The organism is Bradyrhizobium australiense (genome assembly GCF_013114825.1).
Lineage (GTDB): Bacteria > Pseudomonadota > Alphaproteobacteria > Rhizobiales > Xanthobacteraceae > Bradyrhizobium > Bradyrhizobium australiense.
The window spans coordinates 472,072-494,913 of sequence record NZ_JAAVLX010000005.1; the positions used below are offsets into that span (position 1 = coordinate 472,072).

Below are 22,842 nucleotides of genomic sequence, written 5' to 3' on the forward strand. Positions count from 1 at the left end.
TGGGATGAATCGGCCGTTGGCCAGACTTCCGACCAGAGACGCCGGGGACCGTGCGAGCCTCGAAGAGGTGCAGGTAGAGCCGGCCTCCGTCCAACTCAGCGGGCAATATCCCGCCACCGGCTGGAATAATGTGTTGCTCAAAGCCGGGGTGCGACCGACGCGCCAGCGCGTGATTCTAAGCGAACTGTTGTTTGCCAGGGGCGCCCGGCATGTCAGCGCAGAGATGCTCTTTGCCGAGGCGCATGAGACCGGCTTTCCGGTCCCGTGGTCTACCGTCTACAACACTTTGAACCAGTTCACGCAAGCCGGCCTCTTGCGCCGGTTCTGTCTTGATGGGTCGCGAGCATTGTACGACACCAACACCACACCGCATCCGCATTATTATCTACATGGCGAGGATACGCTGCTCGATGTCCCCAATGCGGATCTCCTGCTTGTGAATGTGCCGGAGCCGCTGCGCGGTCACGAAGTCTCCTGCGTCGATCTGATCATCCATCTGAGCCGCAAGCGGAGTTGATGCCATCCCATCGCGCCGTGAGGTAAGCGGACGCGTCGACTTTGTGAGGCTGTCGCGTTTGCGACAATCCGGCTGTGCCGAAATGCGCGCTTGTTCAATAGCTTGGGAGGTGGTGCCGGCGTGGCATGCGGGTTGCTGAAGGCTTGCTTTGCCAAGAACAAGGAGCCTCACATGATCGTCGCCACCTCTGCCAAACCGTTATGGTCCGAGACGGTATGGGGAAGTCCAATCGTGCTCAACGACACGACGCTGCGCGACGGCGAACAAGCGCCTGGCGTTGCCTTCACCTCTGATGAAAAGGTGGCGATCGCGCAGGCCCTGGCGCGGGCCGGTGTCCTCGAGATCGAAGTGGGCACGCCTGCCATGGGCAGCGAGGAAATCGCGGCTATCCGCGCCGTGGTCGAGGCCGGTCTCCCGCTCACCAGCATCGGCTGGTGCCGGATGCGTGAAGTCGACGTCGATGCGGCAATCGAGGCCAAGGTGTCGATGGTCAACGTCTCGATTCCGGCCTCTGACGTGCAGATTGCCGGCAAGCTTGGCGGTGACCGCGATCTGGCGCTGGAGCAGGTGAGACGGGTGGTTAGTTATGCCCGCGAGCGGGGGCTTGAGGTTGCCGTCGGGGGCGAGGACTCCTCCCGCGCAGATGTCGATTTTCTCATCACGCTGATCGCCACCGCAAAAGCCGCGGGCGCACGGCGCTTTCGCATTGCCGATACGCTCAGCGTGCTTGATCCCGACTCCACCTATGCGCTGATCGCTCGTTTGCGCGCGACCACCGATCTCGAGCTCGAATTTCACGGCCATGACGATCTTGGGCTCGCGACCGCCAATACGCTCGCCGCCATCAAGGGCGGCGCGAGCCATGCCTCGGTGACTGTCATCGGTCTCGGCGAGCGGGCGGGCAATGCACCGCTGGAAGAAGTCGCGGTTGCTCTCAAACAGCTCTACGGGCGCGACACTGGCATCGTGCTGCGGGAGCTGCAGAACGTCGCGGCCGTTGTGGCAGCCGCGGCTGCACGCACGATTCCTCTGAACAAGGCGATCGTGGGTGAGCATGTGTTCACCCACGAATCCGGCATTCATGTCCATGGCTTAATGAAAGATCAACGCACTTATCAGTCGCTCGACCCGCATTTGCTTGGTCGCTCCAACCGTATTGTGATCGGCAAGCATTCCGGGCTGTCGTCGATCACCACGTTGCTTGACGAATTGCAGCTCGCCGCCAGCGCCGAGGAGGCAAGACAGATCCTGTTGCGGGTGCGGAAACATGCCATCGAGCACAAGCGACCTGTCGCGTGCGAGACGGTGGTGGCGATCTGGCGCGACGTCTGCGAGCGCTTGTTGATCAATGGTGCGTGAGGCGGCCATGGTCCGGCATTATTACAGCCGTTCACTTCGAAACCGCCGGCGTACCACGGCAGCCCTCGCTGATCCACGACGACATAGGCCTGAAGGCCATATGCAGCGCCGCCTGCGCGAAGCAGCGTCGCAAGGAGATGACCAGCCGGTGTCGGGGGTCCCGACCACAGGTCGGCGATCTAACCCAAAGGAGATAATTCGATGAGCAACACACAGGCGGCAATCGGCATCCTGGATCGACTCAACAAGGCCTCCTCGGCCGAAGATTTTTTCGCGCTGCTTGGCGTCGATTACGACCCCAAGATCGTCAATGTCGCGCGCCTGCATATCTTAAAGCGCATGGGACAATATCTCGCCAAGGAAGTATTCGAAGATGGCGCGGAGGCAGAGGTCACGGCGCGCTGCAAGGCGGTGCTGGAGCAGGCTTATGCCGACTTCGTGGCGTCCTCGCCGATCGACCAGCGGGTGTTCAAGGTCTTGAAGGATGCGGTCGCGGAGCCCAAGAAACCGGCCGCCTTCGTGCCGTTGAGCTCGCTGAAATAGCCTCACAACCAGTTCAGATCTGCCGCAAGCCATGTCGATGCAGCGCGTTGTGCCATATTCCTCCTCAACTCTGTACAGCAATGCCCGAAGCGGCGCTGTCGCATTCGCGACGTATGTCGGAATTGTAGGATCGGCGATGCTAACGCCCGGTCTTTGTCAACTTTCTTAAGTCGTTGAATGGACGGCTGATTTTTGATGTCCCCAACTGGTACGACACTTGCTGTTCTCCGGCCAAGTCCGTCATTGGCGCCGACTGCAGAATTGTTGCTGTCCGAGATGAGATTTGGAGCAGGACCAATCATGTTGCCGTTACTGATCGCCGCTCGCACTGGCATCATCTTATGGCTCACGCTTGCGTTGATGCCCTTCGAGTTGCTTTTGGACGCCGTTGAGGCTGGGATTGACCGGGAGATGGCCGCCAATGGGTAACTCGCGTTCCACGTTACCTCTGGAGAAGGCATGCACAGTATCGTTTGCAGCAAACAGGTTCTCCATTCCGCGCAGATTTGCGTCAATCCCCTGACCAACACCATCGTGGGTCAGGGGAACCGAACAACCGATACGCCTTGTTCACGCTCGATGCGGCGCTCCAATTGCGTGACGAGTTCGACGGCGAGATCACCGCACTCACCACGGCGGACGCGGAGCGCCGCGCCGAACGCGGCGTGCAGATGTTGCGCGCAAAGCTGCTGGTCAACCATGGCGGAAGCAGCCAGCCAGATTTGCCGCGCCGTGATGAGGGACGCCCTGCGCGCGGCGCTGGGGTCGGTTGCAAAATGGAGCGCGGAGGAGGCCGGCGTCGAGGAGCCTCGAAATGCGCCGTGCCCGGCTCGCCGACCGTCGTCAAGCGGGCCTTTGCGCCGTCGCCACGTGCCGAGAAGGCGGGGCTGGTGGAAACCGCCAAGCAGCCGACGGAGGTGCTGATGAAAGCCGTCTTGAAGGGTCAACCCAAGCTAGTGACCGATCTTATGGCGCAGGCGCGCAGGTTCTGAGGGGAATTCAAAGCTATGAGCAACGTCACCAAAACTCCCACGCCGGCCGCGGGCGGCCGCGCAGGAATCAAAAAAGAACTGCCCGAGCACTTTAAGGCCTACAAGCACATCTGGGTCTTCGTCGAGCAGGAGCGCGGCCAGGTGCATCCCGTCTCTTGGGAACTCATGGGTGCGGGCCGCAAGCTTGCCGACAAGCTGAAGGTTGATCTCGCCGCGGTCGTCATCGGCCCGGAGGCCGAGGCCACGCGCAACGCCGCGCTCGAATCCTTTTGCTACGGCGCCGACCTAACCTATCTCGTGACCGAGAATGTGCTGTCGGAGTATCGTAACGAGTCCTACACCAAGGCGCTGACCGATCTCGTCAACACTTACAAACCAGAGATCCTGCTGTTAGGCGCCACCACGCTCGGTCGCGATCTTGCAGGCTCGGTAGCTACCACACTACTGACGGGTCTCACGGCCGACTGCACCGAGCTCGACGTCGACGCGGATGGTTCGCTTGCGGCCACGCGTCCGACCTTTGGCGGATCGCTGCTTTGTACGATCTACACCTTGAATTACCGGCCGCAGATGGCAACCGTCCGCCCGCGCGTGATGCCGATGCCAGAGCGTGTATCGCGCGATGCCGCCCGCATTATCGTCCATCCGCTCCGCCTGCTCGAAGAAGACATCGTCACCAAAGTGCTGTCTTTTGTGCCCGACCGTGATTCGGCCAAATCCAATCTCGCTTATGCCGACGTCGTCGTCGCCGGCGGGCTGGGGTTGGGCTCGCCGGAGAGTTTCCAGCTGGTACGGCAGCTCGCCGCCGTGCTCGGCGCCGAATATGGCTGTTCGCGTCCGCTGGTACAAAAGGGCTGGGTCACCTCCGACCGGCAGATCGGGCAGACGGGCAAGACCATCCGGCCAAAGCTCTATATCGCCGCGGGCATTTCTGGCGCGATCCAGCATCGGGTCGGCGTGGAGGGCGCCGATCTGATCGTCGCCATCAATACCGATAAGAACGCGCCAATCTTTGACTTTGCCCATATCGGCGTCGTCAATGACGCTATGCACTTATTACCGGCGCTGACGGCCGCATTTCGTGCACGGCTTTCACCGCATTCGCGCGACCGGATCGCGAGCTAAGGAGGTTGTTGTGATCGAGGAGAAGTTCGATGCAATCGTGGTCGGCGCCGGCATGTCGGGCAACGCGGCGGCGCTAACTATGGCTAAACGCGGCATGAAGGTGCTGCAGCTGGAGCGCGGTGAATATGCCGGATCGAAGAATGTCCAGGGCGCAATCCTCTATGCCGACATGCTCGAAAAGCTGATCCCGGACTTCCGCGATGACGCGCCGCTCGAACGTCATCTCGTCGAGCAACGGTTCTGGATAATGGACGATCGCTCCCATTTCGGCGTGCACTACCGCTCCGAAGACTTCAACGAGGAGCGGCCGAACCGGTACACGATCATCCGCGCGCAGTTCGATAAATGGTTCTCCTCGAAAGTGCGCGAGGCCGGCGCGACCGTGCTGTGCGAGACCACGGTCACTGAGCTCGCGCGGGACGCCCATGGGAAAGTCATCGGTGTTCGTACTGATCGCCGCGAGGGCGAAATCCACGCAGATGTCGTGGTGCTGGCCGAAGGCGTGAATGGCCTTCTCGGTACGCGTGCGCGCCTGCGCGAGAGGCCCAAGCCCGACAAGGTGGCACTCGCGGTTAAGGAAATGCACTTTTTGCCGCGTGAGACCATCGAGGCCCATTTCAATCTCAAGGGCGACGAAGGCCTCGTTGTCGAAGCGGCCGGCACCATTTCCCGTGGCATGACCGGAATGGGCTTCATCTATGCCAATAAGGAGTGCATCTCGATCGGCATCGGCTGTATCGTCGCCGACTTTCAGCGCACCGGAGAGACGCCATATGGGCTGCTCGACCGCTTCAAGCGTCACCCGTCCGTTGCGCCCCTGATCGAGGGCTCGGAGGTCAAGGAATATTCCGCGCACCTCATTCCTGAAGGCGGCTACAAGGCGATCCCACAGCTCTATGGCGATGGCTGGGTGGTGGTCGGCGATGCGGCGCAGCTCAACAACGCCATTCATCGCGAGGGCTCTAACCTCGCGATGACTTCGGGCCGCATCGCGGCGGAAGCGATCGTCCAGGTGAAATCGCACCGCCAACCTATGACCGCGGCAAATCTGTCAGTCTACAAGAAGATGCTGGACGACTCCTTCGTGATTAAGGATCTCAAGAAGCACAAGGATATGCCGATGCTGATGCATACCAACTCGCAAAACTTTTTTCTCACGTATCCGCAGCTCGTCTCCAGGGCGATGCAGAACTATGTACGCGTCGACGGTACGCCGAAGGCTGAGAAAGAGAAGGTGACATTAAAATCCTTTGTCAACGCGCGGTCCTGGACCGGTCTATTTGGCGATGCATTCCGCATCGCCCGTGCCTGGCGCTAACCAGTCAAAATCGAAGAAGGAAGCTGAAATATGAATGTCGAGACATCAGTGCGCGTCGAGGACAAGCTGTTCTACAACCGCTATCTCGTCGACGTCGGTCGTCCCCACATCAAGGTGCGCGCACACACGAAGCCATCCCCGCAGCTGCTTGCACTTTTAAAGGTCTGCCCGGCGCGCTGCTATGAGCTCAACGATAAGGGGCAGGTCGATGTCACCGTCGACGGCTGCATCGAGTGCGGCACCTGCCGCGTTATCGGCGAGCCCACCGGCGACATCGAATGGAGCTATCCGCGTGGCGGATACGGTGTGTTGTTCAAGTTCGGATGAGAGCTGCACGGCAGGCGCAGTGTGATCGCCCTTTTATTGAGACGATCTCACGGCAGATGCATGTCTCCGCGCCCTGCTTGTGCGGAGAGGCCGTATCAAATGGCGGTAGCTGGAGACGTGCCCGGCGCACGGAAGGGTCGCGGGAGCTTTGCCTCGCAATCAGATTTTCCAGCTGTTTGACAAGCTGTCGAGCGTTGAACCATGTACCTGCGTCATCGAACCGAGGTGGTGGCAGCGCAGCGCCGCTGGAAACGATGGTTTCACCGCTGCGTGCCTTTGGTCTCGTCAACGACTTTTTGACCGACGGAGCTCTCCTCCCGAAGCGGCTTTCGACCGAACGCAGATAACCAACGCGGCACGAAGGCAAGAGCGCTGGAAGAGGTTGAGGTCTGCGGCATCTTCATCTTCATTGCCGAGTTGGCTTGCCAGACCGCTAGCGAACTGCGCGTTGGCCTCGCGCGCGGGAGTTTTCCTGGCTCGGCAAGACCGAAAGGGCCTGATCGACGGCAGCACGCTTTCCAAGGTGCAAAGGCACCTTGGCAGCGATGGGCGATCCCTCACGATCGATCTTTAGTTAGCGCCACAGAGCAATGATAAATATCTCTGCGGGACTCTTGGGAAGTCTCATTGTTCTAGGCCACGGTCTGCGAACAGACGGTGCATGACCTCGCGTTTGATCTCGCCAGCGATCTCGTTTCGAACCTGGGCTCCGAGCACCCGCTCGGCATCCGCGTCGCCTAGCAGACCATGCTCGGCCAGTCGCTGATCCAGGCGGCCTTGAAACTCTTCGCCCATGGCTTCGACCAGCCGGTCTTGCATCGCTGCATGTTCGTCCGGAGCGATGCGCCTCAGCACCGTCTCCCAGGGTTGCCAGCGGGTTGCCATGTAGTCGCTGAACTGGTTCGCTTCCCGCTCCCGGACCAGGTCCAGCGCCTGCGCCGCATCATCCTCGCTTACGTGAGAGACCGCCAGGAAGCGCATGTCAGGGGCGACGTGACTGAGCTCCAGCGGCTCCCGCAGCAGATGTTGATAGGCCAGGTAGACTTCGATGTCGTCTGCGTTCGGGTCGTCGCTGACGAGCGAGTTGACCCTGTCGCGCGCGATCTCGTCCAGCGCCTCCAAGCGAAACGCAATACGGCCGCGCTGGATCAGTTCGCCAAGGCGGTCGTCATATACCCCGTCCTCGACGTCTGCGTTGAGGCGCGCGGTCTGCATACCGTTCCAGTGCAAGGTAACACGATCCTCGCAGCTCGCGTTGGCCTCGGAAGCTTGTGCAAAAAACTGCTCGCGCAATCTCGGGTCGGCCGCCGCCTGCCGCAGATCATCAGCCACTGCGTGCCGAAACTCGTCATTGCCGTAGTTCACGGTCCCTCGTAGTCTCTCTAGGAACCCTGCGTAGTGCTGGGCGCCTGGCTCATCCCCAAAGTGCTGCCATTCGGCCAGCGCCGCCGGGTCGTCTCCGAGCCAGTGCGCGGCAGCCTCATATAGAGATTGCTGCGCAAGCTGCGGTGGCGCTTCAGCCGCCGCCAGATTAGCGAGGACGTCGTCCGGCAGCGGGTTATCCCCGAACTCGAGGTTCTCCAGATGCGGGTAGCTAAGACTCGGTAGAAGACCCTCAAGAAGACCCTCAGGCAGGCTGGTCAGCCGGTTACCGCTGAGATTGAGCGATTGGAGCGTGCTCGGAAGGGGGGCGGGGAGGTTAGCCAATTGATTGCTGCTGACATCGAGTTCAATGAGCCCCGATGGGAGGGACTGGGGGAGGTCGGTCAGCTGATTGCCATTAACCGCGAGCGAGGTGAGCCTGCTCGGGAGAGCGTCGGGCAGGCTCATTAGTCGGTTGTCGTTTGCGTTCAGGATCTCGAGCCGAGCCGGAAGGTTGGCCGGCAGACTGATCAAGCTGTTATCGGCCACTTCCAGCCGAGAGAGGGTCGCCGGAAGAGCGTCTGGCAAACTGGTCAACCGGTTATGGCTAATGAGAAGATGCTGGAGACCGGGTGGGAGCCTAGCGGGCAGGCTGCTTAGCTCGTTGTGCCTGGCGCGCAGTTCCAGCAACCTTGGCGGCAGGGCGGCGGGCAAAGCGGTCAGGGAGAGGGATGACAAATCTACCGAATGCGAGCCCGTGTTGTCCGATACCCTAATTCGTGTGCGCCCCTGTTGCCGATTCTCCGTTTCGCCCTGCCCCTCTTCGGCAACCCAGTCTTCCAGGATCTGCGCGCGGGCGGAGGCTGGGGTCCGATATCCTGTCAAGACTTCGACCCAATCCGCCAGGGCTCGGCTGAGGCCGCCGAGGTGGCCTTCCTGCTCCCCCTCTTCAGAAGGGGCCGAGGAAGAACCTGCACTCCACTGTGCCTGTCCTGTGTTCATCAATTTCTCCGTCGTCAGAACAAGAATACACCCCCCGCTTCTTAAGGTCGCGAAGCAGTGGCTGCGCAGCGCAATGGTCATTCGAGAGCCTGTGCACGTGCGCTGCGGCTCCCGACGACACGAGCCGGTACAGGTTCACACGAGCCCAACCGCGGCAAATGGATCGATACTGCTGCGAGCTTTCTGCCATCTCGTGACCAGAAAAGTCCGGAGGACCCTCACTGCACTTAGCAGGCCTACCTGTCGATCAGCTGACGAGTGTCGCTGCAGAACACCCCAGGTGGTCCGGTTTGCCACCAGCGGCCAAGCAAGTCCAGCTTGCGGGTGAACCGGTCAAGCTTCGCAACAGCTTGGCACCGATTGCCTTGACATGTGAGAGGGCCGTCGCGAACTTGGGGCTTTCGGCGCGCTTGACGCTCTTCGTTTTCACGTACTCGGCCGAAAAGGCTCCACTGCCCGCCGTTGAGATAACGCACCACCGCCGCGCTGGGGTTCTATGCCTAAGCCGCTCCTGCGTTGGTAGGCTCGACAACTCGCGTTCGGGGCCGTCATCAGAAAGCGTAAACGAGGTGATGGTGCCGCGGTCGCGCTTGAACTCGGTCCCGATGCCAGCGCAGGCACAGAGCGGCCGATCCTCGTTTAGCGCGAACCAGACGACATCCTTCTTCGTTTCGGGGTTCGTATGGGGCGCATTCGGCAAAGCCGTTGAAGGGCACGAGGCATCGGTTGTCCAGCTTGAGCCTCACGCGCCAGTGTGGCGAAGACGTATTCCGGAAGTTGCTCACTGGCGGGCCGCCGGTCTGGGCGGCTCAAGCCGCAACGGGTCGGAGATGTGGACGAAAGAGCGCTAACGCCTAAAAACTGCGTACGCACGCGTCAAATGAAGGCTTTTCGATTGCGTCTTGTGGCACGCTCCCTTTTTTAACACGTCGTCCCCTGCATACGATCGGCAGCATCGATTCCAAGCGTCGCCCACACAAAAAGGACCAAAAATGAAGAATGAGAAGAAGCCGGGAAGTGATCAGGGCACGGATTTCGTCGAATTCACGATGATCGTGAACGGTCAGCCTGTCGTCATTAAGGCCGTAGAGCAGCAGCCGCTGCATGTGGTGCGCCAAAAGGCGCTGGAGGAGACCAAGAACCTGGCTCAGCCGCCCGAGAATTGGGAGATCAAGAACGAAGCGGGCGAGCTGTTGGATCCGGACAAGAAGGTAGGCGAGTTTGGATTTGGCAAGGAAGTGACGCTGTTCCTGAGTCTCAAGGCTGGCGTGGCCGGTGGCTGATCTCCAAACTGTCGATCCCGAGGTCTCGCGCGTAAAGTTCGAGCGGGAGCTTGCAAACTATCGGAGCATGGAATCGGCCTATCGCAAGAGGGGCTGGATCCTGCTTGACGCAGAGTTTCCGGAGATCTTCGTGGTTTTCGCGGCGACTAAGCCGAGACCGCCTCCGATCGTCGCTGCCATCGTGCTGAATTTTACGGATTATGATCTGCGGCCGCCCTCCGTCAGGTTCGTGGACCCTTTCACGCGCGAACCGATACCCGCCAAATTGCTCCAGGTGCAAATGCTTCGCCGTGCGGCAATCCCCGGCGCAACTCCCGAAACCATTCTGGCGCTCGCCCAGCAGGGCGGGGTGCAAGTGACAAACATGATTCAGTACAACAGCCCTGATGATCGGCCATTTATTTGTCTTCCCGGCATTCGCGAATACCACGACAATCCCGCTCACACGGGTGATTCATGGCTGATGCATCGAAGCTCTGGCGAAGGATCCTTAGCTTTTATCCTCGAAAAGATCTGGCACCACGGGGTGTCACCGATCGAGCATTACCAGGTGCAGGTCCAGATCCCGGCGGTGAACGTGCTGCCGTCATTGCTGGCCGTACCGGAATGAATCAAATCGCGGACGTTACGTCCCTCTCGGTACCGCGTGGCTGCGTGGACGAACTCCATGCCCATTTGCGGAAAGTGGGGCGTGAAGGGCATGAAGGTCTCGGCCTTTGGGTAGGCCGTCAGACGGCGCACCATTTTCAGGTACATAGGACTCTCATTCCTGCCCAGCGCCACATACGTACTGCCGACGGGGTGTGCGTTGTGACAGGAGCTGAAGAGCTGCATCGCATAAATGTGTGGCTGTACCGGGAGAAGCTTGCGCTCATTGCCCAGATACACAGTCATCCGGGCCGAGCGTATCATTCCAGCACGGACGACGAGTACGCGATTGCCACGACGGTGGGGTGCTTGTCTTTGGTCGTGCCGGACTTCGCGCGAGTGCCTTTCGATCTCAAGAACGTAGCATCGTACCGGCTTGACGGGGCTGGAGTGTGGCGCCCCCTGTCGGTTGGCCAGGTTACGCGGATGATTTTAATCAAGGATTGAACGATGGCCATGGCCAACTTCATGGACCGTGCGGCGTCGGCGGCGTCGCGGGTGCTGACTAATTTCAAGAGGTCGGCGTTCGAGGACAGGCTTGCCGCGCAAGTGATTGGGGTGTCTTTCGACGGCGCAGCCGTGCAGTCGCCGGAAGGCAGGGCCAGCCTGGATATGATCGTCAGGCTGTCGTCGCGCCTTTATCCGACGATCGCGCTGCGGCCGCTCGATGCAAAGGCGAAGGATCATGTTCCAATCCTGGAGTTCCTGGCGAAGTCCATAAATCCTGAGATCGAGCTCGCCAAGACCAGGAAGGCCGTCACGGTTTCCGTGGTCGTGGGAAGCAGTGCGTCACGCACTAACTGTCCGACCTTCTTCATCGGCTCGGAGGGATGGAGAGCCAAGCTTTCGAGCCGTGGTCTGGTTGGCTCCGGCAAGTCAATGAATCCCTTTGGCGCGGGAGCTGCGTCATGCTTCGCCGCAGCCAACGTCTTTCGGACGGTATTTGCCGACCAGCTGGAGCGGGGAGACGCTGACGAACTTATCGATTTCTCAATGCTGACCTACGCCCAGGGTACCCGTGACTCCGATCAGGGTTTGGAAGGAACGGATATCGGCGAGACTCACCTTGTCGGGCTCGGCGCGATCGGCAATGGCGCGATTTGGGCTTTGGCTCGCACGGCGAGCCTTAAGGGATCGCTCCGTCTGGTGGACGACGAAGACGTCGACCTCTCGAATCTGCAGCGCTACGTGCTGGCCGGCCAATGCGATGTTGGCTCACCAAAAGTGGATCTGGCGCGTGCCGCGCTCGCTGACACGGCGCTGGAAGTGTCGGCGCATCGTGCCAAATGGGACGGCTATGTGAGCAACCGTAAGGATTGGATGTTCGAAAGAGTCGCTGTCGCATTGGACAACGCTCCGGACCGCATCGCTGTGCAGGGGGCGTTGCCGAAATGGATCGTAAACGCCTGGACACAGGAGCTTGATCTTGGAGTGTCGCGCCATGGCTTTGATGACGGCCGAGCATGTCTGGCCTGCCTTTACTTGCCTCACGAGAAGATAAAGGACGAGGACGAGAAGATGGCTGAGGAGCTGAAGATGCCGGAGGCGCAACAGGAGATCCGGGAACTTCTTCAGACGAACAGGGCGGTGGATGTAGGTTTCGTCGAGCGTGTCGCCAAGGCCTTCGACATCTCGTCTGAAGCCCTTAAAGAATTTGTCGGCCAGTCCGTCCGATCGTTTCACCAGCGGGCAATCTGCGGGGGGATTGTCATGCGCCTGACCGACGGAGCGCAGCCTGTGAGAGCCGTTGTGCCGATGTCGTTTCAGTCGGCTCTCGCTGGCATAATGTTGGCGGCGGATCTCGTGAAGCACGCTTCCGGGCTTCTGGACCTGCGGACCACAAGCACACGAATTAACCTGCTTCGTCCACTCGCGTCGCATCTTCACGATCCCAAGGCGAAAGATACGTCGGGACGGTGCATCTGCGCGGACGAAGATTTCTTAGCTGCATACCGACGAAAGTACCCAAGCTGCAGAGCTCGTTAACTTCGATCTGAAAGGCCGCGCCTCACGGTAGACGCCGCGAACGTGCGCTCCAGCCGGACGCGCTATTTTCATTTGGAGAGGGCTGCCAAGCTATTGAAATTGCCGAGGGGGGCCCGCCTTTTTCCAAATGCGCCTTGAGTTGTTGGACTATCAACCCAATTTGGATTCCAGAACACCCTCGACAAGAGCGCGGAGGGGTGGATCACTCCACCGCCTGGGTTACGCCCATTCCGGCCGCCTCAATCGCAACTGCAACCGACTGCACGATCGCGGCAAAGCGGACCGCGGTTTGGATGGCCGCCGAGCTGACGCCGGCTTCCCGCAGCGCCTTCTCATGGGCGTCCATGCAGGCGCCGCAGCCGTTGATCGCGCTTACCGCCAGCGACCACAGCTCGAAATCGTCTCTGTCCACGCCGGGATTGCCGATCACGTTCATGCGCAGCCGCGCCGGCATCGTCTTGTATTCCGGATTGGAGGCGAGGTGAACGAAGCGGTAGTAGACGTTGTTCATCGCCATCATGGAGGCGGCGGATTTCGCCGCCGCGACCGCGGCCGGCGTCATCACAACGGCCGCAGCAGATTCCATAGCTGCGATCACCACGGGATTGCGGGCCGCAATCGCGGTGGCGAGCAACAGCCCGTATTTGCTATGCGGTGATAGCGTCTCATCCGACATCATCGACGCCAAGTTGAGTCTCACGTCCTTGGCGAAATCGGGAATTTGGTCCTTTAGCTGTTCAATCGACATGATGCCTCAAGCAACTTTCAGGGTTTCGCCGCCGATCTCACGGTTACAGGCGCAGAGTTCGTCGGTCTGTAGCGCGTCCAGCACGCGCAGCGTGTCCTTCGGGCTGCGGCCGACATTTAGATTGGTCGCGTAAACGTGCTGGATCGTATTGTCGGGGTCGACGACGAATGTGTAGCGATAGGCGACGCCGTCGGGCGAACGCACATCAAGGCCATCGACCAGCCCGCCCTTAGTGTCGGCAAACTGCCAGATTGGCAGATGTTGCAGGTCCTTGTGCGAGCGCCGCCAAGCGAGTTTGCAGAACTCGTTGTCGGTCGAACCGCCTAGCACGACCGCATCGCGGTCGGCGAAATCCTTCGATAGCCGCGCAAACTCCGCGATCTCGGTTGGGCAGACGAAGGTGAAATCCTTGGGGTAGAAGAAGATGACTTTCCATTTTCCAGGAAAGCTGTTTTCCGTCAGCGTCTCGAACGCGCTCTGCCCGTTTTCCTCGTGCAGATGAAAACCGGGCTTCACGCCTGTGATTTCGAACGACGGCAACTTACTTCCAATTCCAAGCATATTGTCCTCACAAGATTGCTTCGCGCGGAAACCGATGATTCCGGCCTCAGGCGAAGCAAGCGATATGCCAGGTAATCTCGCGATTCAACTGGCGGAAATGCAACAATCGGATGCTCGTCATGGAGGCAACTCAACAGCATGGTTTCGATTGAATGGTCCTGCCGTCCTGCTTCAATAACTGAGCATGTTGCCGTGCTCGACCGGTTGCGCGCCTCTGAACGATTAGCCCAACTGCTCGGGTGTGCTATAATGCCAAAAGAATGCGCTTAATTAAGACGAACTCAGCGCGCGCGGCAATGTTCCGCCAAGCCACTGGTCGCCCTCACGACGCGCACGCGTGATGTGAGGTGGAGCGGGAGCTGGGACTGACCTTGTTTTGATCGATGCCGAATCGGGGCTAGTAGCCGAGCGAGCTCGAGCCAGATTCGTTGACCAGGATCAAAGGCAGCGTAGACGCTTTTAGGCATAAGGAGTGATCTGGAAGAATTGGGAGGCACGGATGTCAGCAACTGAAATCGCGACACGTCATTTTTCCGCCGCCATTGCGGAGGCGGAGGGCGCAGGTCTTGGGACTGACAGCGTTTGCCGCGCGCTGCTTAGTTGTGTGGTCACGAAATATCTCGAGATCCGGCCAGTCGACGACGTTCAGTCGGAGCTGCGCTTCGTCGCCGATAATTGCGATCCAGCGACGGATTTCATGTTCATGCGGCCGTAGCGCGGCTGCGCTCTCTCTTCATCATTGCGGGGAGCGGAGCGACGAACTAGTCTATTCTCTCCTTCTGCCGCACGATGGATTGCTTCGCTGCATCAGCGGCTCGCTTTCTGGGAGGTCAAGGCTCGCTCATGGCCCTCGTGTGAGAAGAGACTTCACGTTCAACGCGAGCACAGAGGTCTATGTCAAGCGCGCCAAGCCCTCCTGTAACATCGCGTCTGTCATTGGCGATGTAACGGCGATCCGGACGGCTTTGGGGAATTGAGTTATCGGCGCTCTCCCCGAGGACAGCAAACATTTCGGCAGCGGGAATTGAACAATAAGCCTCGCTGCTATTCCGACGCATGCGCGGGCCGAAATGTTCGACGGTAATTTCGATGCCGTAGGAGAGACGTACGCCGGCGGGGTCGAAGGCGGTGCCCCAAACTGTTGCAACACAGCGTCCATCAGCAACTCTTTAACTACCTCATCGGCGTTGAATTCGCGGCCACGGGCCCTGGCGCGTCGCTGCATTCGCCAAGATCGAGGCCGCCGCGGACGTTCTCGGGTCAAAATTGTGGATGTCCTCCCGCCGTGATGAAGCTGTCGGATCTGATGATCAGTAAATAGCCGCTAACGGGATGGAATGCGCCTGGATGCGCGGAGGCGCAGGGCGATGTCCGCCACCGTCCCTCCACGATCTGTCGCTAGCACAGCAGCGTCGTGCCGACATCTCCGGTGAAAGTCCGCCAGGCGGCATGGTATTTTTCGGGAACAGCGGTGAGGAGCGGCACGCCAGCAATGATCGCATCAGCAAATTCCTCGCAGGCCCTGGCCGGACGCCTCCTTCCTGGAGAAACGTCGAGCGCTAGCATGGTTTCGTGCCGTTTGCGCCCTTGAAGTTTCGCTGGACGATGCCGCCGACGCGCACGCCTTGCCGCGCGAGATGCTGGGTGAAGTCGCCGAGCAGTCTATCCGCGTCTTGTTCCGGCCTGTAGAGGATTGCCGCGACGCGCTTGGGATCGATCTCGGCAAGGTTGGCGATCATAGGCTTAATCCTCTTGGCTCGTTTCACACAGCGGCGCCTGCCTGTCCAGTATCTACTGCTGGCGTAGATGGCGCGATGCCCTAGGGTTCAGAGGTCGTGAAACCAGCGAGACGACCTTTGACCTGGGCGAATACGTCAATTCCATAGTTGAGCCTTAGCGTATAGGTAGCGGCGCATCATGCGCGCCGTGCTGGAGGTCGCCGCCACACCTTTGGCCCGTACACTGAACTGCGCATCGATCGCAAAGCTAGCAAGCCTATCGCTGAAGGGATTTCAATCCTCTCTGGTGTGGCTGTCCTCACGTGCTTTCCTTGCGATGCGCTTCTCGATCAACGCTGCGGCGAAGATTACCGCAAGCCCGAACGTCACCATGCCGACGGCAAGCCAGCTTGGCCACGGAGGCGTTCGGAAGCGGCTGCACCACAAAGGACAGCCCGTACAAAACCGATCCGACCACAAGCCCTGCAAAGGTGAAGGGGAGGGTGCGTCCGTCCCAGAAAGACGCGAGAATCCCGCGTTCGGCTGCGTCGACTCACAGGTGCCGAGCTCTTTCACAGCGTGCTCCGCGGCTGCGCCGTAAAGCGCCGCCGCCGGATTGTAGATCGACAGTGTGGCGAAGGTCTCCGCGTCGTTCACAAACTTCTGAGTCGAACTCCACAGCACGAGGTTGCCGATCGGACAGGTGAAGCGGCTTTGCGGAACCACGACACGGTTCTCGACCAGTTTGCTCGGGCGGGCATCGTCGGCCGAGAGAAGCACCTCAAACGGCGCCCCTTGCGTGATCTGCCCGTAAAACTGTCCGCTCGCGCCAAAGCTCAACGGGGCCTCGTCTGGTCTTCTGCTTAAACGACGCTGCATCTCCTTGCCCGGCATGGTGAAGTTCGCAGCGACCGCCACATCGATCTCTGCCGCTTCTGCATTTCCGACCACAAGCAGCGCCAGAATTGAATTGATCAGGATCAATCGGGTAAGCGTCATCGGGAATTCCTGGGACGGGGCCGCTGCGATGGGCTTGGCCATCGCGGCTCTTTAGCTCCTCATCCCAGCAATCCGCGTGCCGTTCAGGAAAATGGTGCGCGGCCTTGGTTGACGACAGTAAAACGCGCATAGCTGCCAGCGTGCCCTGTCGAATAGCTGGGTCGGCTTGTCGTGCTTCCGATATCGGCGTCTTCACGCGTGGTACGACAAGAGTGGAGGCTTAAGATGATGCCGCTCGCCTCTCGTGCCGAGCTTCTCGTTGCACGCCGCGGCGCTTGCCTGTCCAGGTTCTGCTGTTGGCGTGGAAGCTGACATGGTTTGCGGTGGCGGTTCAGAGGCCGAGAGTAGCGAGATGTGCTTGAGCTGGGCGAATACGTCCATTCCATCCTTGAGCCCTAGCGAATCAAAGGAGAAACGCGTGATGCGCGCCATAATCTCCGCGCCCGAGCCCCCGGTGCCGAGCGCAAGAACCAGCGTGATCTCAGCCGTGCCGAGCGACAAACAGGCTCTGATGCGCGCCGGAAAGACGTTGAGGATGGAGCCCGCGCGCGGCGCTTCGCGCGCGACGCTGACGTCGCAGGCGGCGATGCGCAGCCGTTGGTGCACGCCGGGTGCAAGCGGCGGGGCCGGCACCAACAGGCGCGCACCGTTGAGGCGGAGAATAAGAAGCCCATAGCGCCCATCATAGCCGCTCACCACGGCATCAAGGCTGATGGCGGCTTCGTGGCTAGTCGCAAGCGGCAGCGTAGGATCGCTCTGCAAGACATGTAGCGGCCCAGCCGCGGTTACCATGCCGCGCTCCATCAAAACGAGATAATCGGCAAAGCGTTCGATCTCCGCCATGTCGTGGCCGATGTAGATCATCGGCAGCGCGAGCTTCTCGGGCAGGCGTTCGACGAACGGCAGAATCTCACGTTTGGCGCGGCTGTGGAGCGCAGCAAGCGGCTCGTCCATCACAAGCAGTCTGGGCTGAGACAACAGCGCGCGACCCATGGCGACGCGCTGCCGCTCCCCGCCGGAGAGATGCGAGGGAGAGCGGTCGAGCAGCGGCGCTAGGTCGAGCAGTTCGACCACCTCATCAAACGCGATCGGCATCGGTTTGGGTTTGGGCGCACCATAAAGCAAGTTGCGCCTGACCGACAAATGGGGAAAAAGGCTAGCGTCCTGAGACACATAGCCGATGGGACGCAGATGCGGTGGGCGGAAGGTAGTCTCGTCCTGCCATACCTCGCCATCGATGGCGCAGAAGCCGGCCGGCAAACGCTCGAGGCCGGCGATGCAGCGCGCCACCGCAGTCTTGCCGCAGCCTGGCGGGCCGAAAATCGCCGCCACGCCTTTGGCCGGTACGCTGAATTGCGTATCGAGTGGAAAGCTAGCGATACTGCCACTGAAGGCAATTTCAATCCGGCCCGGTGTGGCTGTCCTCACGTGCTCCTCCTTCTGCTGTATTTGTCAATCAAGGTTAAGGTGAGGACTACCGCAACGGCGAACATCACCATGGCGCCGGCAAGCCAGCTTGCTTCGCGCCAGCGCGATTGTTGGACAAAGTCGAAGAGAAAGGCCGACAGCACCTTGGTGCGCCCAGGAATGTTGCCGCCGATCATCAGCACGACGCCGAACGTGCCGATCGTATGCGCAAAGCCAAGCACGGCGGCTGTCAGAAGACCCGGTCGCGCCAGAGGCAGGGCGACCGTGAAGAAGGCATATAAGGGCGAGGCGCGCAGAGTGGCCGCGATCTCCAGCGGGCGGTCACCTATGGTAGCGAAGGCATTGCGGATGGGCTGCACCACCAAAGGCAGCGCGGACAAAGCCGATCCGACCACGAGCCCCGCAAAGGTGAAGGCCAGCGTGCGCCCGCCCCAGAGAGCGGCGAGAAGGCCGACCGGGCCGTTCGGGCCGAGCAGGGCGAGCAGATAAAAACCGAGTACTGTTGGCGGCAGCACCAGCGGCAGCGCGATGATCGTGGCCACCGCCTCAGTCCAAAGGCTCTTCGAGCGCGCTAGCCACCACGCGAGCGGCGTGCCAATGATCAGCAGGATCACGGTCGTCACGCTCGCGAGCTCGATCGTGAGCCCGAGCGACTGCCAGACTTCTGGTGAAAAGCCATCCATGCGCGTCAATTCAAGTATTCGAACACATTGTCATGCTCGCGTAATAATTGCGTAGGCTACCGGAACCTTTAGGCGCGCGTCGCTCGGTTATCGGCGTTAGTCTGCAATCGCAACACGTTCTGCAAGATCGGGTCACAAACTCATGCGGCACGAGCCAGCGCGAAACACTCTTGCTGTCTGCGAGTTGCGGAAGCGGGGCGGCGCTGAGCTCGGCATTGACCGTCTTGACGAATTGGTAGGCCTGCGTGATGGTTGCGCCCTCGACCAGCTTCGGTTGCATGCCCTCATAGGCGTCGATGGCCTTCATCGCTTCCACCGCAGCGCCATAGAGCGCCGCGGCGGAGTTGCAGATCTGTAATTTTAGGATAGATGCCGTTCTGAACGTGTCGAAGCCGTTCACGAACTTCGCCGTCCTGCTCCAGAGCACCAGGTTGCCGCCAGCGTAGGTGAGCCGGCCTTCACGTACAGCAAAACCATCCTCGACCAATTTCTTCGGGTGGGAATCGTCGGCCGTGAGAATCATTTGTCACGATCCGCGTTGCCTGATCTGGCTATAAAGCTGTCGGCTCGCGCCGAACACGGCCTTCTGTCCGGATTTCTGCTTGAAGGATGCGATGTCCCCGGCCGGCTCGGTGAACTCGGCGGCAACCGTGACATTGATGTTCGCCGACTGTTCACTTCCGAGCATAAGCGGCATCAGTGCCTTAATCGCGGTCGATCGAGCGCGGCTCATCGGGCAGTCCTGAGACGGGGCCGCTGCGAGCACTTTGGCAGCGGCGGGTTTGCGCCTGATCCCAGCAATCGGCGTGCCGCTCGCCGAATCTGGTGAGCGCCTCGCATGGCCGAGCGAAAATACGCGCAACTGCCTGCTTTTAAATGACGTTGCCGACCGTCGGACTTACGACATCGTCGTCTTGAACCGGACAAGGTGGCGCTCGTGTGATGTCGGTTGCCTCTCAACGCGCGGCGGCTAGAGTTTCGAGTTCGTATTGAGGAAGGAAAATCACAAGTTCGGAACGGCGGCCGCCGCGCTGGCGTCTCGATCCTGGTACAAGCTCGTTTATGTCCAGATGCTGATCGCAATCTTGATCAGTGTCCCCGTCCGCTGTTGTCGCCGTCTCGCATGGATGCCTCACGCACTTATCGCGACGCTCTCTCGGGCGCTTCGATGAGCCGCAAGGCCGATTGCTACGATAATGCCCCGATGGAGAGCTTCTTCCATACCCTGAAGACCGAGCTCGTTCATCATCCGCAACTACAACACTCGCGCCGAGGCCAGCGCGATATCTTCACCTTCATCGAGGGCTTCTACAACCGAACCCGGCTCCATTCCGCCATCGGATATATCGCCCCGATCGAGATGGAGGCCGTTGTCGCAAAACTGGCTGGTGGCGAGTTCATCACCAGAACGTCAAGCGTCACTCCGTCCACAATCGGCACGCTTCAACAAATCAACCGAACGGGCAAGGCACCAAACGCGGACAATTCAGGAGTGGTTCGCGTGTTGTCACAAGGCTTCAACGGGCTGGCGCAAGGCTTCAACGACAAGCTGGATTCTCTCATTGATCGCGTGAAGCGACTGGAGGGCACCACACGGCAAGTAAGCAATCAACGGCGGATGCCCGGATCTGACAAGAGGCCGCTTAATGGCGATGGGGCTCCGAAGTCAGGCGTTAGACTCGGAGCCTTCCGTCGCGGACGTTGACAACCTCGTCGTGTTCCTGTTATGTTCTTGTTCTGATCAATGGTTGCGACAGCGAATGTCTGCTACTTCCCTTCTGCAGTTCAGCATTGGGGCGGGGTGCTTATGGGTTTGCTTGATCAGGAGGTTCTGGATGGCATCACCATCCAGCGAATGATTTTTCACGTCGTCGGGCCAGCGAATGAAGATTTCCAGTTGATGGACGAAATTGATGCTTCGGGCTTCGAGCAGTTTTTTCTCGATCGCATCCGAGAAACTAACGTCGGCAACAGATTCTCTTTCATAGGTGCCGAGGCTGGCGTATGCCCTTCGTTGCGCAGCGTTTGGAAGGATGGCGCTAAGTTCGTTCAACGATCTAAGGAGCTCACGGAGCTATTTCAAAACGGTCACAAAGGCGCTCCGATGTCTTCTAGAGGAGCGTTCATAGTCGCGCAGCTTGGAGGCCTTTCAGTAGCTGCGTTTGCTCTAATAAAGTTCGACGACCAGAAGGTGTTGCGCTATCAGCAAGTCACGAACAAAGATGGACTGGTTCGCGCGAAGGTGACCGAAGTTGATAACACTTTCATCGAAGATCGAAAGGCAATGCAGAAATCTGCTCTGATCATCTTAAATTCCGACGGCGGTGACTTGGCCGTTTATGACAGGGCGAACAAACGAAACATCACCGAATACTTCAAAACCTTTTTGGGCGTGAAGCGGCTTTGGACACCAAGCGATGCGACGGAAAGGTTGATGAAAGCCTTCTCAGCGAGCGCCCTAGCCCACAAGCAATCCATGCCGGATGATGTGAAGCGAAACTGGCGCAGAAATCTTCACATAGCGACCCAGAGTCGCGAAAGTATCGAACCGGGTGAAGACCTGAACGTGTTCGGAGCGCAAGTTTTCGGCCCGTTCTGGGCAGACGAAGGTTTTCGGAAAGAGGTCGATCGCGCCCTGCATCGCAACCGAATCTCTGGAGAGGTAATCGAGATTGAAAGGTCCCTTATTAAGCCGCCGCAGGTCAGACGTCTTCGAACACGTGAAAATATCCTGATCGTATATCCCCAGCAGCTTGATGATGCGGGGTCTGCCGTTGTGAACGTCGAAAAAGGAACAGACGGCAGCGCCACGATTACGATCAAGACGCAAGGTATCATAGATGACGAACTCTCGGACGAAGGTATTGATGAACGGGCTGCGTCAGCACGCGGCCGGGCCGCTAAATGAAACCTGCGATATTTATCAGCAGATCATAAGCATAAGTGGTCTGCCGTTTTGGCAGTTACTGCAATCCATACGCGTCAACGCGGCGTCGCTGGGTGTAACGATCAGTCTGACAGACAGCGACCCGTCAGACGAACATGAATTGCTTGAGGACAAGATCGAAGACTTTGCTAACAGGACCTTTTCTATACGGATAGTGAAGGTACCTACCGCTGGCGTGTTGAAGTTCTTCACTGTAGATGGTTTTGAACATGCACTTATTTCGGAGCCGGAAAGATTTGAGCAAGTTAACTGCGTCCTGTTGGCCGAAGCTGAATTTGAGTGCGCTAGCGCTAACCTCATTGTGAAGCCGTGGCCGGATGAATACGTTGCCCAACCAAGGACGGTTGATGACCCAATTTCGCCGCGCCGGTTGGTGAACGACATCTCCGGTAAGGGTCTGACACCAATTTCCGTGGGCACTTGGATCACCGAAGAAAGTGGCTCTCCTTGGCTAAAAGAAAAGCTTCTCAACGCGGCTAGCCATCGCTTAGCGCTTTGCATTCCAGATGCGGTCTCTATCGATGTTGACGGCAACGTAGTTGCTCATTTGCGCAGCGGCAGAAAAGTAGCCGCTCGCGTTGATCCGGCCTCGCGGTGGAGCGATCAAGGCCTCATGTCTCTCCTCTCAGAAGTTTGTAGATGGATTTATCTGGATGGTCGCGATGCGGAGACCCGCCATAGCCTTCTTTCTGCCGAGCTAGTTCGGCTTTGGCCCACCGGTGCAGGCTGGCAGGAGGGGCTTTGGCATAGCTTAGCCGGAGGACTTGAGGCTGCGCGAACGGCTTACCGACTTCATGTGCAGTCGAAAGGCGTGGACGCGCTCAAATTGATGTCAGATCTACGTAAAGGCCTATCCGATGACGTGCGCGCTCTTTCGAACAATACTTCCTCCTTATCAGCTAGCCTTTGGCGCGACGCGGCAGTCGCATTTGGCGTGGTGGTTGTTAGGCTTGCAAACGCAACTGTCGGAAATTGGCTTCTGTGGATGGCCGCGGCATATCTAGCTGCGAGTTGCTTTTTTACCTGCGTCGCTGCGTCGAGCGCGGTAAGGGGCATCGAAGAGAATGAGAAGAGTTTTCGTTCCCGTCTATACGGACCATTGTTGCTCGACGAGGAATACGAAGAACTTGCCGCGAAGCATTATCGCACTGCTCTTAGTAGCTTTCGTTGGTATCGATTCTTTATAGTAGTAGCCTACCTAATCGCCGTAGGTGCGCTAATCTGGATAGCCTATGCCGGGACACGCTCTGTTGAGAGTTTCTCCATCTAGTCGCTCGATAAGGGAGAGGTGCGAGC

23 protein-coding genes and 3 pseudogenes are annotated in these 22,842 nt (G+C 59.2%); 15 read left to right on the forward strand and 11 right to left on the reverse strand.

Translation table 11 applies throughout. The features are described 5' to 3' along the window. The first annotated feature begins 16 nt into the window (after positions 1 to 16). The 7 genes and pseudogenes from irr to HCN58_RS18455 all read left to right on the forward strand — a co-directional run bounded on the left by irr (position 17) and on the right by HCN58_RS18455 (position 6,181). Complete coding sequence (irr, locus tag HCN58_RS18425) at positions 17 to 517, forward strand: Fur family transcriptional regulator Irr (protein WP_235983699.1); 501 nt, start codon at positions 17 to 19, stop codon at positions 515 to 517. Positions 518 to 688: 171 nt separating this feature from the next. After that, on the forward strand, positions 689 to 1,876 hold the full coding sequence (gene nifV / locus HCN58_RS18430) for a homocitrate synthase (RefSeq protein WP_171580790.1): 1,188 nt from the start codon (positions 689 to 691) through the stop codon (positions 1,874 to 1,876). Positions 1,877 to 2,077: 201 nt separating this feature from the next. Continuing rightward, a complete protein-coding gene (gene nifW / locus HCN58_RS18435; protein WP_171580791.1) occupies positions 2,078 to 2,419 on the forward strand; it encodes a nitrogenase stabilizing/protective protein NifW in 342 nt (113 codons plus the stop codon). Positions 2,420 to 2,878: 459 nt separating this feature from the next. Then, positions 2,879 to 3,411, forward strand: a pseudogene (locus HCN58_RS18440) (hypothetical protein). A gap of 15 nt (positions 3,412 to 3,426) precedes the next feature. Next, positions 3,427 to 4,536, forward strand: a complete 1,110-nt coding sequence (locus HCN58_RS18445) for an electron transfer flavoprotein subunit alpha/FixB family protein (protein ID WP_171580792.1) — start codon at positions 3,427 to 3,429, stop codon at positions 4,534 to 4,536. A 10-nt stretch (positions 4,537 to 4,546) separates the two neighbouring features. Beyond that, complete coding sequence (locus HCN58_RS18450; RefSeq protein ID WP_171580793.1) at positions 4,547 to 5,854, forward strand: FAD-dependent oxidoreductase; 1,308 nt, start codon at positions 4,547 to 4,549, stop codon at positions 5,852 to 5,854. Between the two features lie 30 nt (positions 5,855 to 5,884). After that, entirely contained in the window at positions 5,885 to 6,181 is a 297-nt protein-coding gene (locus tag HCN58_RS18455; RefSeq protein ID WP_171580794.1) for a ferredoxin family protein, read from the forward strand. A 624-nt stretch (positions 6,182 to 6,805) separates the two neighbouring features. Here the strand turns inward: HCN58_RS18455 and nopM are convergent. Together nopM and HCN58_RS35920 are read right to left on the reverse strand one after the other, a co-directional pair. After that, positions 6,806 to 8,545 carry a T3SS effector NEL-type E3 ubiquitin ligase NopM gene (gene nopM, locus HCN58_RS18460; RefSeq protein ID WP_171580850.1) on the reverse strand — a complete coding sequence of 580 codons (1,740 nt, stop codon included), beginning with the start codon at positions 8,543 to 8,545 and terminating at the stop codon, positions 6,806 to 6,808. A gap of 574 nt (positions 8,546 to 9,119) precedes the next feature. Continuing rightward, a pseudogene (locus HCN58_RS35920) lies at positions 9,120 to 9,348 on the reverse strand (SOS response-associated peptidase); the annotation flags it as partial. A 189-nt stretch (positions 9,349 to 9,537) separates the two neighbouring features. Between HCN58_RS35920 and HCN58_RS18465 the strand changes: the two are divergent. From HCN58_RS18465 to HCN58_RS18480, 4 genes are read left to right on the forward strand one after another with little or no spacing between them, the layout of a single operon-like run. After that, positions 9,538 to 9,828 (forward strand): DUF2604 domain-containing protein, encoded by a 291-nt coding sequence (locus HCN58_RS18465; protein ID WP_171580795.1) that lies wholly within the window; start codon positions 9,538 to 9,540, stop codon positions 9,826 to 9,828. After that, positions 9,821 to 10,438, forward strand: coding sequence for a putative metal-binding protein (locus HCN58_RS18470; protein WP_171580796.1), 618 nt, complete (start codon positions 9,821 to 9,823; stop codon positions 10,436 to 10,438). The genes HCN58_RS18465 and HCN58_RS18470 overlap by 8 nt, the downstream gene beginning before the upstream one ends. Beyond that, positions 10,435 to 10,923, forward strand: a complete 489-nt coding sequence (locus HCN58_RS18475; RefSeq protein WP_171580797.1) for a Mov34/MPN/PAD-1 family protein — start codon at positions 10,435 to 10,437, stop codon at positions 10,921 to 10,923. Before HCN58_RS18470 ends, HCN58_RS18475 begins: the two co-directional genes overlap by 4 nt. A gap of 3 nt (positions 10,924 to 10,926) precedes the next feature. After that, the gene (locus HCN58_RS18480) at positions 10,927 to 12,462 is read left to right on the forward strand and encodes an E2 ligase fold family C protein (RefSeq protein ID WP_171580798.1); all 1,536 of its coding nucleotides are present in this window, start codon (positions 10,927 to 10,929) and stop codon (positions 12,460 to 12,462) included. Positions 12,463 to 12,664: 202 nt separating this feature from the next. Here HCN58_RS18480 and ahpD read toward each other — a convergent pair whose 3' ends face one another. Together ahpD and HCN58_RS18490 are read right to left on the reverse strand one after the other, a co-directional pair. Beyond that, the gene (ahpD, locus tag HCN58_RS18485) at positions 12,665 to 13,210 is read right to left on the reverse strand and encodes an alkylhydroperoxidase, AhpD family (RefSeq protein ID WP_171580799.1); all 546 of its coding nucleotides are present in this window, start codon (positions 13,208 to 13,210) and stop codon (positions 12,665 to 12,667) included. A gap of 6 nt (positions 13,211 to 13,216) precedes the next feature. Then, the gene (locus HCN58_RS18490; RefSeq protein WP_171580800.1) at positions 13,217 to 13,771 is read right to left on the reverse strand and encodes a peroxiredoxin; all 555 of its coding nucleotides are present in this window, start codon (positions 13,769 to 13,771) and stop codon (positions 13,217 to 13,219) included. A gap of 499 nt (positions 13,772 to 14,270) precedes the next feature. On the opposite strand from HCN58_RS18490, the gene HCN58_RS18495 reads away from it, so the two are divergent. Further along, positions 14,271 to 14,486, forward strand: coding sequence for a hypothetical protein (locus tag HCN58_RS18495; RefSeq protein WP_171580801.1), 216 nt, complete (start codon positions 14,271 to 14,273; stop codon positions 14,484 to 14,486). A gap of 683 nt (positions 14,487 to 15,169) precedes the next feature. On the opposite strand, the gene HCN58_RS35925 is transcribed toward HCN58_RS18495, so the two are convergent. From HCN58_RS35925 to HCN58_RS18525, 7 genes are all read right to left on the reverse strand, one after another. Next, positions 15,170 to 15,337: a DUF2478 domain-containing protein gene (locus HCN58_RS35925; RefSeq protein ID WP_235983701.1), complete on the reverse strand. Its 168-nt coding sequence runs from the start codon at positions 15,335 to 15,337 to the stop codon at positions 15,170 to 15,172. Beyond that, positions 15,331 to 15,510, reverse strand: a complete 180-nt coding sequence (locus HCN58_RS35930; RefSeq protein WP_235983703.1) for a DUF2478 domain-containing protein — start codon at positions 15,508 to 15,510, stop codon at positions 15,331 to 15,333. The genes HCN58_RS35925 and HCN58_RS35930 overlap by 7 nt, the downstream gene beginning before the upstream one ends. Before the next feature lie 273 nt (positions 15,511 to 15,783). Next, complete coding sequence (gene modA, locus HCN58_RS36780; RefSeq protein WP_376701190.1) at positions 15,784 to 16,530, reverse strand: molybdate ABC transporter substrate-binding protein; 747 nt, start codon at positions 16,528 to 16,530, stop codon at positions 15,784 to 15,786. 150 nt (positions 16,531 to 16,680) lie between these two features. Next, positions 16,681 to 17,916, reverse strand: a complete 1,236-nt coding sequence (gene modC / locus HCN58_RS18510) for a molybdenum ABC transporter ATP-binding protein (protein WP_171580802.1) — start codon at positions 17,914 to 17,916, stop codon at positions 16,681 to 16,683. Beyond that, the gene (gene modB, locus HCN58_RS18515) at positions 17,913 to 18,599 is read right to left on the reverse strand and encodes a molybdate ABC transporter permease subunit (RefSeq protein WP_171580803.1); all 687 of its coding nucleotides are present in this window, start codon (positions 18,597 to 18,599) and stop codon (positions 17,913 to 17,915) included. The genes modC and modB overlap by 4 nt, the downstream gene beginning before the upstream one ends. 10 nt (positions 18,600 to 18,609) lie before the next feature. Next, positions 18,610 to 19,122: a molybdate ABC transporter substrate-binding protein gene (modA, locus tag HCN58_RS18520; protein WP_171580804.1), complete on the reverse strand. Its 513-nt coding sequence runs from the start codon at positions 19,120 to 19,122 to the stop codon at positions 18,610 to 18,612. Between the two features lie 3 nt (positions 19,123 to 19,125). Continuing rightward, a complete protein-coding gene (locus tag HCN58_RS18525) occupies positions 19,126 to 19,332 on the reverse strand; it encodes a hypothetical protein (protein ID WP_171580805.1) in 207 nt (68 codons plus the stop codon). A gap of 396 nt (positions 19,333 to 19,728) precedes the next feature. On the opposite strand from HCN58_RS18525, the pseudogene HCN58_RS35945 reads away from it, so the two are divergent. From HCN58_RS35945 to HCN58_RS18540, 3 genes and pseudogenes are all read left to right on the forward strand, one after another. Continuing rightward, positions 19,729 to 19,965: pseudogene (locus HCN58_RS35945) on the forward strand (integrase core domain-containing protein); the annotation flags it as partial. A gap of 441 nt (positions 19,966 to 20,406) precedes the next feature. Beyond that, entirely contained in the window at positions 20,407 to 21,507 is a 1,101-nt protein-coding gene (locus tag HCN58_RS18535; RefSeq protein WP_171580807.1) for a nucleoid-associated protein, read from the forward strand. Next, positions 21,467 to 22,816, forward strand: coding sequence for a hypothetical protein (locus tag HCN58_RS18540; protein ID WP_171580808.1), 1,350 nt, complete (start codon positions 21,467 to 21,469; stop codon positions 22,814 to 22,816). Before HCN58_RS18535 ends, HCN58_RS18540 begins: the two co-directional genes overlap by 41 nt. Positions 22,817 to 22,842 lie beyond the last annotated feature (26 nt).

What these genes read in the sequence shown, in the direction of transcription:
- nifV (WP_171580790.1), top strand. Translation starts at nt 689, where the DNA reads ATGATCGTCGCCACCTCTGCCAAACCGTTATGGTCCGAGACGGTATGG.
- nifW (WP_171580791.1), top strand. Translation starts at nt 2,078, where the DNA reads ATGAGCAACACACAGGCGGCAATCGGCATCCTGGATCGACTCAACAAG.
- HCN58_RS18445 (WP_171580792.1), top strand. Translation starts at nt 3,427, where the DNA reads ATGAGCAACGTCACCAAAACTCCCACGCCGGCCGCGGGCGGCCGCGCA.
- HCN58_RS18455 (WP_171580794.1), top strand. Translation starts at nt 5,885, where the DNA reads ATGAATGTCGAGACATCAGTGCGCGTCGAGGACAAGCTGTTCTACAAC.
- nopM (WP_171580850.1), bottom strand. Translation starts at nt 8,545, where the DNA reads ATGAACACAGGACAGGCACAGTGGAGTGCAGGTTCTTCCTCGGCCCCT.
- HCN58_RS18465 (WP_171580795.1), top strand. Translation starts at nt 9,538, where the DNA reads ATGAAGAATGAGAAGAAGCCGGGAAGTGATCAGGGCACGGATTTCGTC.
- HCN58_RS18475 (WP_171580797.1), top strand. Translation starts at nt 10,435, where the DNA reads ATGAATCAAATCGCGGACGTTACGTCCCTCTCGGTACCGCGTGGCTGC.
- HCN58_RS18480 (WP_171580798.1), top strand. Translation starts at nt 10,927, where the DNA reads ATGGCCATGGCCAACTTCATGGACCGTGCGGCGTCGGCGGCGTCGCGG.
- ahpD (WP_171580799.1), bottom strand. Translation starts at nt 13,210, where the DNA reads ATGTCGATTGAACAGCTAAAGGACCAAATTCCCGATTTCGCCAAGGAC.
- HCN58_RS18490 (WP_171580800.1), bottom strand. Translation starts at nt 13,771, where the DNA reads ATGCTTGGAATTGGAAGTAAGTTGCCGTCGTTCGAAATCACAGGCGTG.
- HCN58_RS18495 (WP_171580801.1), top strand. Translation starts at nt 14,271, where the DNA reads ATGTCAGCAACTGAAATCGCGACACGTCATTTTTCCGCCGCCATTGCG.
- HCN58_RS35925 (WP_235983701.1), bottom strand. Translation starts at nt 15,337, where the DNA reads ATGCTAGCGCTCGACGTTTCTCCAGGAAGGAGGCGTCCGGCCAGGGCC.
- HCN58_RS35930 (WP_235983703.1), bottom strand. Translation starts at nt 15,510, where the DNA reads ATGATCGCCAACCTTGCCGAGATCGATCCCAAGCGCGTCGCGGCAATC.
- modA (WP_376701190.1), bottom strand. Translation starts at nt 16,530, where the DNA reads ATGGCCAAGCCCATCGCAGCGGCCCCGTCCCAGGAATTCCCGATGACG.
- modB (WP_171580803.1), bottom strand. Translation starts at nt 18,599, where the DNA reads ATGGATGGCTTTTCACCAGAAGTCTGGCAGTCGCTCGGGCTCACGATC.
- modA (WP_171580804.1), bottom strand. Translation starts at nt 19,122, where the DNA reads ATGATTCTCACGGCCGACGATTCCCACCCGAAGAAATTGGTCGAGGAT.
- HCN58_RS18525 (WP_171580805.1), bottom strand. Translation starts at nt 19,332, where the DNA reads ATGAGCCGCGCTCGATCGACCGCGATTAAGGCACTGATGCCGCTTATG.
- HCN58_RS18535 (WP_171580807.1), top strand. Translation starts at nt 20,407, where the DNA reads ATGGGTTTGCTTGATCAGGAGGTTCTGGATGGCATCACCATCCAGCGA.
- HCN58_RS18540 (WP_171580808.1), top strand. Translation starts at nt 21,467, where the DNA reads ATGAACGGGCTGCGTCAGCACGCGGCCGGGCCGCTAAATGAAACCTGC.